This is a genomic window from Clostridioides sp. ZZV15-6597 (genome assembly GCF_020657815.1).
Lineage (GTDB): Bacteria > Bacillota > Clostridia > Peptostreptococcales > Peptostreptococcaceae > Clostridioides.
This window is the reverse complement of record NZ_JAGWCT010000126.1, coordinates 1-10,709: the sequence shown is the minus strand read 5'-3', so window position 1 is coordinate 10,709 and position 10,709 is coordinate 1. Positions and strand designations below refer to the sequence as shown.

The 10,709-nt window shown below is 25.2% G+C and carries 8 protein-coding genes; all 8 read left to right on the top strand.

From position 1 onward, the window contains the following. Positions 1 to 141 precede the first annotated feature (141 nt). Positions 142 to 303, top strand: coding sequence for a hypothetical protein (locus KGF52_RS18570; RefSeq protein WP_227434804.1), 162 nt, complete (start codon positions 142 to 144; stop codon positions 301 to 303). Positions 304 to 495: 192 nt separating this feature from the next. Further along, positions 496 to 1,125 (top strand): endonuclease/exonuclease/phosphatase family protein, encoded by a 630-nt coding sequence (locus tag KGF52_RS18565; protein ID WP_227841212.1) that lies wholly within the window; start codon positions 496 to 498, stop codon positions 1,123 to 1,125. A 251-nt stretch (positions 1,126 to 1,376) separates the two neighbouring features. Next, complete coding sequence (locus tag KGF52_RS18560; RefSeq protein WP_227841211.1) at positions 1,377 to 2,636, top strand: VanW family protein; 1,260 nt, start codon at positions 1,377 to 1,379, stop codon at positions 2,634 to 2,636. Positions 2,637 to 2,819: 183 nt separating this feature from the next. Next, positions 2,820 to 3,797 carry a protein kinase domain-containing protein gene (locus tag KGF52_RS18555; protein WP_227841210.1) on the top strand — a complete coding sequence of 326 codons (978 nt, stop codon included), beginning with the start codon at positions 2,820 to 2,822 and terminating at the stop codon, positions 3,795 to 3,797. Positions 3,798 to 4,048: 251 nt separating this feature from the next. Then, positions 4,049 to 5,116 carry an RNA ligase RtcB family protein gene (locus tag KGF52_RS18550; protein ID WP_227841209.1) on the top strand — a complete coding sequence of 356 codons (1,068 nt, stop codon included), beginning with the start codon at positions 4,049 to 4,051 and terminating at the stop codon, positions 5,114 to 5,116. A 512-nt stretch (positions 5,117 to 5,628) separates the two neighbouring features. Continuing rightward, entirely contained in the window at positions 5,629 to 7,545 is a 1,917-nt protein-coding gene (locus tag KGF52_RS18545; protein ID WP_227841208.1) for an endonuclease MutS2, read from the top strand. A gap of 150 nt (positions 7,546 to 7,695) precedes the next feature. Continuing rightward, on the top strand, positions 7,696 to 8,445 hold the full coding sequence (locus KGF52_RS18540) for an ABC transporter ATP-binding protein (protein ID WP_227841207.1): 750 nt from the start codon (positions 7,696 to 7,698) through the stop codon (positions 8,443 to 8,445). A 25-nt stretch (positions 8,446 to 8,470) separates the two neighbouring features. Then, entirely contained in the window at positions 8,471 to 10,450 is a 1,980-nt protein-coding gene (locus tag KGF52_RS18535) for an FtsX-like permease family protein (RefSeq protein WP_227841206.1), read from the top strand. Positions 10,451 to 10,709 lie beyond the last annotated feature (259 nt).

Sequence of the window (10,709 nt, the reverse complement as noted above, 5' to 3'; positions counted from 1 at the left end):
ATGTATAATAAATATATAGAACGAATGTTTGCAGAACGGATGTTTTTTGAAATTATTTTAATAATTTATGAATATATATCACAATGCATAAATATATTTAAATATAAAGATAAAAAGAATTTAAAGGAGTGTTGATAACTTATGATAATTCCATCAAGAAAAATACAAGATATAACATTAACAAATTTAAAAAATGGTGAAGTGACTTTAATTGAATTAGATGAAATATATAAAAAGATGGGATTTTTATTTGTTGTAAGTGAAGGCAAATTGAAAAAAATAAAAAAGGAGAATCATCATTAAAAATGCATAAAATTATAAATACTATAAAATTTTGTAAAACCTAACTTATGTAGAATATAAATACTTAAGTTAGGTTTTTTGTGATAAAATCTGTGATTACTTGACTTTTAGAAAGCAGTACAGTGTTTTATAGACTAAAAAATAAATGAGTTTAAATCTCAAGGGTATAATACTGCATAAGAGGTGATATTAATGAAAATAGTAACCTACAATATTCATAAAGGTATGGATTCAAATAATAAATTGACATTATCTAAAATGGGAATGTATTTAAAACAATTAAATTGTGATGTGATTTGTTTGCAGGAAGTACTATACCCTCAATTTTTAGCTTTAAAGGCTGTTTTAAATATGGATGGTGTATTTGCCACAAATGTAAAAAAGGTAAATATGATATATGGAATTTGTACATTTACAAAATTAAAAATATTAAACAATAATCATTTTTTTTTAACTAGTAAAAAAGAACAGCGAGGAGCGCTTTGTATAACCATAGATGATTATGGAAGAATTATAAATATTATAAACACACACTTAGGTTTAGATAGAGAAGAGAGGACAAAGCAACTAGATGAAATAATAGACTATAGAAATAGATTAGTAGGAGCTGTTGTTTTATGTGGTGATTTCAATGAAAAAAATATCTCTTTAGATATGTTTAATGATATGGCTGTTTGTCTAAATAAATCTCACTTAGCAACCTTTGAAAAGTCAAATTCTAGGATAGATTATATTTTTGCTGATAGAAAAACTGAACTAAAAGGATATATAGTAGAAAAGATTTATTTATCAGACCATTATCCAGTAATAGGATATATTTAATTTTTAATGTAGATTAATCAATATTCGTAAATAAGGGGTAAATTTTTTATTAAGGTATAATTAAAAAAATATAATTAAAAAGTATCAAAAAGAAATCTAATTATAAGACATAAATTTACAATAAAGTTACATTTGCTTAAATGCCTTGTTTAAAAAAAGCTATTCAAATATAATCTAAAGTAGTTTTGAAAGGGAAACTTTAATAAGCAAAATTAAGATAAATTAAGTTAGTGTTAAAGTGAGGTGAATTTATGAGCAGAAGTACAACAAGGGTTTCAAAATTAGGAAAAGAAAAAAAACGAACTTTCATAATAGTATTAGCAGTTTTAGCTGTAGCAATAGGTGTGTCTACTTATTTTTTTAACAACAAATTTCTATATAATGGGAAAATAGCTAAAAATGTATATATAGAAGATATAAATGTATCTGATATGACCAAAGAAGAAGCATTAAAAGCTATAACAGATAAGTATACTCCAGAAGACCTGAATCTTACTTATGATGGAAAAGATTATAAAATATCTCCAAATGATATTGATTTAAAATATAACACAGAAGAAGTTGTAAAAAATGCTTATGAGAGTACAAAAAAAGGTTCTTACTTTCAAAACTTAAAGAAATATATCGATATAAGAATAAATAAGCTAGCCCTAAAAATAGAATCTGGATATGATGAGGCAAAACTTAGTGCTCAAGTATCTTCAGTAGCTGATAGTATCAATGTTAAAATGAAAAATGCTTCAGTTAGTGTTGGAAGTGGTGGATTAAATTACACAGAGTCTGTTATAGGTAGAGAATTTGACTTGGCATCAAATAAAGAATCTATATACAACATGATAAAAAATAAAGAGCACAAGTCTTTAGAACTAAAAGTAAATCTTCAAAAACCAGATATAACGACAGAACAAGTAAAATCTGTGAATTCTGTTATAGGTCAATATTCAACAACATATTCTCAATCTGTATCAGGTAGAGCATATAATGTGGCATTGTCAGCAAGAAAAACTAGTGATGTTTTACTAATGCCAGGTGAAGAATTTTCATATAATAAGCTTACAGGGCCTAGCAATAAAGCTAATGGTTACAAAGATGCACCAGTTATAGTTTATGGGAAATTAGAGCAATCAGCAGGTGGAGGAGTTTGCCAAACATCTTCAACAGTTTATAATGCAGCTCTCCTTTCAGGTATGGAAATAACACAAGTTACAAATCACTCATCTGCATCTACTTATGTGCCAAGAGGTAGAGATGCTACAGTAAGTGATGGAGGATTAAATTTAAAATTTAAAAATCCATATAACCATCCCGTATATATTAAAAATTATGCAGGTGGAGGAAGTGTATCATCTATAGTATATGGCAATTCTGGTGACAAACCAAATATATCTATAGAAGTAAAAAACACTGGAAAAGATAAATATTCTACATATAGAGTGTATAAAGACTTAAGTGGGAAAGTCATAAAAAGAGAACATATATCAAATAGTTCTTATAAAGAATTGAAAAAATAGATTATTTTTTAGATTACTATTGAATTGATACAAAAAACAAGAGAGTTGAGAACTCTCTTGTTTTTTGTATAAGAGTAGACTTATTAATTGTCGTTTTGATATTAGAATCATTAATATATAGAAAATATTCCTATATATTGGTATAATTATAAATAGATTTAGTTATATAAAATGTATGAGGAGGTGACAGGGTTGAATTTTATAGGCAATAGGTATGAGGTAGTAAATTCTGATGACGTTTTAGAAATTAACAAAATCTATAAGGCTAGGGATGTTTTTTACAGAAAAAATGTGTTGATAAAAGTTATAAAACACAATAACTATATTTGTGAAGATTTTGTATCAAATTTAATTGATGAAAGTACTGCTTTAGATGAAATAAACTCTCCTTATATACTAAAAATAATTGATGTTGGGATTCATTGTACAGAAGAAACAACATTGTATTATATTGTAAGCGAAGACTTTGATGGTATTGGCCTAGATGAATTAATTCTAGGGAATTATCTTCATCTAGAAGCAATTATAAATATAATGATACAAGTTTTAAAGGCTTTAGAAATGATACATAGAAATTATTCATATCATGGCAGTTTAAAATCAAGTAGTATAATAGTGAATACAGAATATAATATTAAAATTTGTGATTTTGGAATTACAAGAGCAAATAATGGGGTTAATACAAGAAGCTATGGAAATAGAAAGTATTTGTGTCCACATCAACTATGTATAAACTATACTGATAGAGAGAGTGATTTTTTCGCAACAGGTCTTATTTTGTTTGAGTCTATATTTAAGAAATTACCTTTTGGAGAAGCAAATTCAGAAGAAAAGATGTTACAATTGATTGATAAAGGACTAGACTGGAATAGTATAAGAGCAATTAATGGAAATATAGAACTTATAAATGTTATAAAAAGGCTGCTTAGTAGAAATAATAAGTATACTAGAGCTAATGATATTATTGTTGACCTTAGCAAGGTAATGTATGAAAAAGCATATATAGAGGTTGAAGATAAAGTAGAAGAAGAATCAAAAAAAATTGTTCAGGTCAAAAAAGAAGATAAAAGTAAAGTGAGAAGAAAATTACATAAAAAAATTGTTGTTGCTGGTTTAGCAATAGTTATGATTTCAATGATTATTATAGGTTCTATAATATAAAAATTATATATTGTACATTTTAAAATAAATGTCTATAAATAATATACATATAGATTAAAATTTTAGTATTGTTTTAATTATGAGAGGAAGTGGTTATTATGTTAGCAAAAAATGATGAGGTATTAAACATTTAAGAGTATTTTAACAAATAGCCACCTGCTTTTGTAGTTTAAAAATAAAAAAGCTGTGGCTAAAAGTCACAGCTTTTTGCTACTTTTTAAAGGCAGGAGTATATTAAAAAGGAGCAAAGTATGAGTGAAATAAAAGTAATAGCAAATAACAAGTGTTGGATTGAAGATATAGCAAAGAGACAACTTGAAGATATTTCAAAATTAAATGGAATTTTAAGAATAGTAGGATTGCCTGATTTACATGCAGGTAAAATACCTGTGGGTCTAGCAGTTGAAACTGAAGGTATTATCTATCCACATATAATTGGAAATGATATAGGTTGTGGAATGACTTTATTTAAAACTGGAATCTCCAAAAAGAAATTTAAAAAAAATAGATGGATTAAACGTCTTTCTGAAATTAAAGATTTATCTGATATAAAAATAATGAATCCACATGAAGAGGAATGTCCAATATCAAATTTGGGAACTATTGGAAGTGGAAATCATTTTATAGAATTTCAATGTGTAAATGAAATTCACAATAAAGAAAAATTTGAGCAATTAAGATTTTCATCTGATGACATAATGATGTTAGTTCATTGTGGGTCAAGAAATTATGGAGAAACTATACTTAAAAAATTCTACAATAAAAATGGTATTGAAGTTGGAAGTGAAAAAGAAAGAGATTATATGATAAATCATGATAAAGCTTTAATCTGGTCAGAGCGCAATCGTGAAATTGTTAGCAAAAAAATTATGCAATCAATAGGTATATCTGGAAATATTGAAAAAATATTATCTATAAATCATAATTTTATAGAAAAAAGGGAAGATAAATTCATACATAGAAAAGGTGCTATTTCAAGTGAAAGAGGAGCTGTAATTATACCTGGTTCAAGAGGAAGTCTATCATATATAGTTATGCCTACTGAAAATACAGAACAGTCTTTATATTCTCTATCACATGGAGCTGGTAGAAAATGGTCTCGTTCAATTTGTAAATCTCGTCTTAAAAACAAGTATAATAAAGACACTATAAAACAAACTAAATTTAAAAGCTATATTCTATGTAATGATATAAATTTATTATTTCAAGAAGCTCCAGAAGCATATAAAAATATAGAACAAATTATTGAAAGTTTGATAGAATATAAACTTATTCAAGTAGTGGCAACTATGAAACCACTAATTACTTATAAAGGGTAATTTTAAAAATTAAAAATATATTAAATTAAAAATAGCTGATTTTGTTAAAGCATATAAGAATGTTTTGATACTATCAGCTGTTTTTTATATTTTTTTAGGTATGATAATTTAAAGAGATGAACTCTATGATGTGTAATCTTTATAAAATTAGACTCTATAAGAAATTATGGATATAAATGAAAGAATAAGCATTATTTTTGTTTTAATAGTGAGCATTATAGGGTTTTTTATTATGTTAAAAGATAAATAAATTTATTTATATTGACACTAGGATATAATTTATGAAATAATGTTAAAGTGACTAAAATAGTTAATTGAAAATAGAAAAGGAGCAGTGTTTTATGAAAAAAAATACTAACATTAGTGAGTCCGGGGTTAGACTTCTTAATAAATAAGGAGTTTAATGCATAATAATTCCTTATTTATTAAGTCGATTACAAATAATTATTATAAAAGTAAGTGAGATAGTTATTTAAAATTCATGACTTATAAATAAAGGAGAAAGTAAAATAATGAATAGTAATACAATTGAAAGACTACAATTAAATGAAGTTAAAGAATTAATAAAAATACATTGTGTAAGTTCACTTGGAAGAAATCTAATAGACAAATTAACTCCTAGTGGAAATATTGAAGTAGTAAGAAGAAAATTAAAAGAAAATAAAGAAGCTAGAAAAATAATTGAAAACAGTAATCATATACCACTTGAAGGATTGTTTAATGCAGGTTCTACAATAGATAAAATTGAAAAAGGAATGATAATAGAACCTATTGAACTTGTAAATATAGAGGATTTTTTAAGAGGTTGTAGGAAGATGAAAGCTTTTATGTTAGACAAAGAATTTTATTCGCCTACATTAAGTTCTTATGCTTTAAATATAACAGAATGTAAAAACATAGAGGAAGAGATAAACTACTGCATAAAATCAAATAAAGTTGATTCTAATGCAAGTAAAGAATTAAAAAAAGTAAGAAGAAATATAGAAATTACAGAAGGAAAAATAAAAGATAGATTAAATAAGTTTATAACATCAAGTATAAACAAAAAGTATATACAAGAGTTTATAATAAGTAAAAGAAATGATAGATATGTAATACCGATTAAATCTTCTTATAAAAATGAAGTTGATGGTACTATATTAGATACTTCATCAAAAGGAAATACTGTATTCGTTGAACCAATAAGTGTGTCAAATTTAAGTACAGAATTGACTATGTTAAAAGCCGATGAGACTATTGAAGAATACAAGATATTATCTTATTTAACAGAGCTTATATTTGATAAAATAATTCAGATAAAGTTAAATATAGAAATACTTTCTGAATATGATATGGTATTTGCAAAAGCTAAATATAGCCAAAAAATAAATGGTATTACTCCAAAAATAAACAACAATGGATATATAAAAATAATCAAAGGTAAGCACCCACTTTTAACAGGAGATGTAGTACCTTTAGATTTTGAAATAGGTAAAAATTATAGAAGTCTTGTAATAACAGGACCTAATGCAGGTGGAAAAACTGTAACTCTTAAGACTGTTGGTCTATTAACTTTGATGGTTCAATGTGGACTTGATATTTCTGCTAAAGAAGACAGTGAACTAAGTGTATTTGAAAAAGTATTTGTAGATATAGGAGATAATCAAAGTATTGAAAATGCTCTAAGTACTTTTTCATCACACATAAAAAATATTGCAGAAATTATGAACTCATCAAATAATTCTACACTTGTTTTATTTGATGAGATAGGTAGTGGAACTGAACCTAATGAAGGAGCAGGACTAGCGATATCATTGCTAGAAGAGTTTTATAGTATGGGATGTATAACAATAGCATCAACTCATTATGGCGAGATAAAAAAGTTTGCTAACTTGCATCCAGAATTTGAAAATGCAGGTATGATGTTTGATAAAGAAACTTTAGAACCATTATATAAGTTAACAATAGGAAAATCTGAGGATAGTAATGCTCTTTTTATTTCTAAAAAAATGGGAATAAAAAATAAGGTATTAAGTAGAGCTAAAGAATATATAACTGATAGAAACTACAATTTAGATTTAGTTAAGAGAAGTAAATTACAATCCAATACTGAAAATAAAGATAATATTGAATTTATTTCCCATTATACAGAGTATGATACAGGTGATAAAGTAAAATTATTGGATGAAAATGACTTTGGAGTTGTGTATAAACCTAGAGATAAGTTTAATAATGTAGAAGTATTATTTAAAGACAATTTTGTATTAGTAAATATAAAAAGATTAGAACTTAGTATAAAAGCAGAAGAGTTATATCCTGAAGGATATGATTTAAATTCATTGTTTACTAGTTTTAAAGATAGAAAATTGGAAAAAGACATTCAGAGAGGTTCAAAAAAAGCTCTTAAACAGATTCAAAAAGAAATTAGAGAAAATAGAAAACAAATATAAAAACACAAATGACTATTTAAAATGTAAATAAGTATTTTACAAAACATGAGTAATAAATGCGATTATTTTTGCGTATTTTACTCATGTTTTTTTGTGTGTAAAAATTTATACTTTAAACATAGATGAAATAATATTAAAGGAGGTATAAATATGGATGTTCTATTATCAGTAAAAGATGTAACAAAGACTTATAGTAAAAATAAAAAGCCAAGTTTGAATCATGTTTCATTTGAGGTGAATTGTGGTGAATTTGTTGGAATTATGGGGGCGTCAGGTTCTGGAAAAACAACTTTACTAAACGTATTATCTACAATAGATAGTGTAAGTAGTGGTGAGATAGTAATTAATGGTGTAAATTTAAAAGAATTAAATAATAACTCTACTGCGGATTTTATAAAGGATAATATTGGATTTATATTTCAAGAATACTTTTTGATTGACAGTTTGAATGTTTTTGAAAATATAGCTGTACCACTTACTTTAAAACATATGCAACCAAGTGAAATTGAAGATTCTATCAAGTTATTGACAAAACGATTTGGAATAGATTCAATTTTGTATAAGTATCCAAATGAGTTATCTGGTGGTCAATGTCAAAGGGTTGCTGCAGCAAGAGCGATTATAAAAAAACCATCTATAATACTTGCAGATGAACCAACTGGAGCACTTGACTCAGTATCAGCAAATGAGTTACTAAAAACACTAAGTGATGTAAATCGAGAATTAAAAACTACTATATTGATGGTAACGCATGATGCTTATGTAGCTAGTTTTTGTAATAGAATTTTGATTTTTAGAGATGGTAAAATTATAGATGAACTTCAAAAAAATGAAAAAAATCATAAAGATTTCTTTGAAGCTATAGTTAGTAAGACCACTAAACTAGAAGAAATATATTAATATACATTAAAAGGAGGTAATAAAAATGAATATATATAACATTGCTAAAAAGAATCTTAAGAAAAACTTTTCGTTTTATTCATTGTATTTGTTTTCTGTAGCTTTTATACTCATGATATTTTTTAGTTTTGTATCTTTTTCTATGAATGATATTATAATGAATAAAATTTCATCTGATGGAAGAGTCGAAACTATGACAAAAACTATTTCAATTTTTATAATTTCATTTGTATTGTTCTATATGCTTTACTCAAATAGATTTTTTATAAGACGTAGAATGAGAGAGCTTGGCATATACACCTTGATGGGATATAGAAAATCAAATATATTAAAATTAGTTATGATAGAAAATGTATTTATTTGTATAATTGCTTTTATTATAGGTATTTTAACTGGCTCATTATTACATAAGTTTATTATATATATAATAGTGTATTCATTAAATTTAAATATAGATAGTTCAAAGATACCCTTTTTTAATAAAAATGCTATTATTTCTAGTCTATTATTTTTAATTGTTATATTACTTGTACTATATTTTTCAACTTGGAAATTGATTCGAAGAAATTCTCTTCTTAATTTAGTAAAAATAGAGCAAAATGAAGAAAAACAGATTAGAATAAGACCTTTGATAGCTTTTATAGGTATTTTTATGCTTGTATTAGGATATGTACTAGCTTTTGATATGACTAGAGGAAAGGATTCTGTTTGGTATAGTATTGGATTTTCTCCAATTGCTATATTGACCTTACTTTGCGTAGTTGTTGGAACTATTTTTTTTATAAATTCATTTTTACCTTATATTATTAGAATATTAAAGACTAAAAAAAATCATTTTTATAGAGAAATACAGATTATTACAATTCCTAAGTTTATTTACTCCATACGTTCTAATGCAAAAACATTAATTTTATTAACTTTACTGTCAGCAGGAACATTATGTATATTTGCGTCTACTGTTTTATCAATTTATTATCCTGTAGTAGCAGTTTCTCGTATAGTACCTTCTGCTATCGAATTTAAGGTAGAAGAAAAAATTAATGTTGATAAAATTATTAATGCTGTAAGAGATTATGAACTAGTAGAAAATTTTAAATACAATGAAACAAATATTATAAAGGTAAATTCTTCATCAAAGAATTTACCGATTGAGTATTCTATTGGCAAAGATAAAGGAAGAATCTCTGGATTTGATTGTATATCAGAGTCTGATTATATAGAATTAATTAAACAACAAGGGAAAAAACTTGATTTTAAACCTCTAGATTATAATGAAAGTATATTAGTAAAATATAGACCAAGTAAAAAAAATGTGGACAAAGGGAAAATCCTTAATTTAGATTTACATTCAGATAAAAAAGTAGATTTAGTTATAAAAGATACTACATTGAATAATCCAATTAGTTTCTCTAATAGTATTGGGACATTAATAGTGTCAGATAAATTATACAATGAAATATCTAGATATAATAATCTATCAAGAAATTCTATCATAAGTATTGATGGAAAAGGTATGAGAGATAATAAAGAAATTTATGAAAAACTTAAAAATTTATTAAAGGATAATCCATATTTTATAAGTGCTTACCAAAGAAAATTTGAAATTGTGCATGAGAGTAGTTCGACTTTTTTATTGATTAGCTTTCTTTCTGTTATATTTTTTATTGCTACAGGAAGTATGTTGTATTTTCACAGTATTTCTAATGCCATTTATGATAGAAACAGTTTTAATATATTGAGTAAAATAGGATATAGTCAAAAAAATATAAAGAAAATAATTAAGAATCAGATTTTAGTGTTTTTTTCTATACCATATATATTAGGGATGTTACATAGTATCTTTGGATTAATTGCTTACAAGTCTGCTTTAATAGATAATATATTAGGAAGTAATACACCTGTAATAATTCCAATAGTATTTGCAATTGTAATATTTACACTCGTATATGTAGGATATTATGTCTTGACGAAGTATTCTTGTTATAAAATAGTACTTAAAAAATAGTATTAAAAATTTTATAAAATATTTGGAAAATAGAAGATAAGCATCGTATGTATAAATTAATTTACAAGTTATGTAATGTTATCATATAATTAATTATCAGAAAGGAGTTAATATGTTCAAAGGCAGTTATAATAAAAGAAAGATTTTTATATTAATAAATCAATTATTGATAGTATTATTTCTAATTTATGAATTTTTTAATGATAAAAATATTAAAAGTATTTCCATTTTCACTCTTTTACTTGTATCTATTATAGTT

Bases quoted from the DNA above. Each gene is read 5' to 3' on its own strand.
- KGF52_RS18560 (WP_227841211.1), top strand. From the start codon at position 1,377: ATGAGCAGAAGTACAACAAGGGTTTCAAAATTAGGAAAAGAAAAAAAA.
- KGF52_RS18540 (WP_227841207.1), top strand. From the start codon at position 7,696: ATGGATGTTCTATTATCAGTAAAAGATGTAACAAAGACTTATAGTAAA.
- KGF52_RS18550 (WP_227841209.1), top strand. From the start codon at position 4,049: ATGAGTGAAATAAAAGTAATAGCAAATAACAAGTGTTGGATTGAAGAT.
- KGF52_RS18570 (WP_227434804.1), top strand. From the start codon at position 142: ATGATAATTCCATCAAGAAAAATACAAGATATAACATTAACAAATTTA.
- KGF52_RS18565 (WP_227841212.1), top strand. From the start codon at position 496: ATGAAAATAGTAACCTACAATATTCATAAAGGTATGGATTCAAATAAT.
- KGF52_RS18535 (WP_227841206.1), top strand. From the start codon at position 8,471: ATGAATATATATAACATTGCTAAAAAGAATCTTAAGAAAAACTTTTCG.
- KGF52_RS18545 (WP_227841208.1), top strand. From the start codon at position 5,629: ATGAATAGTAATACAATTGAAAGACTACAATTAAATGAAGTTAAAGAA.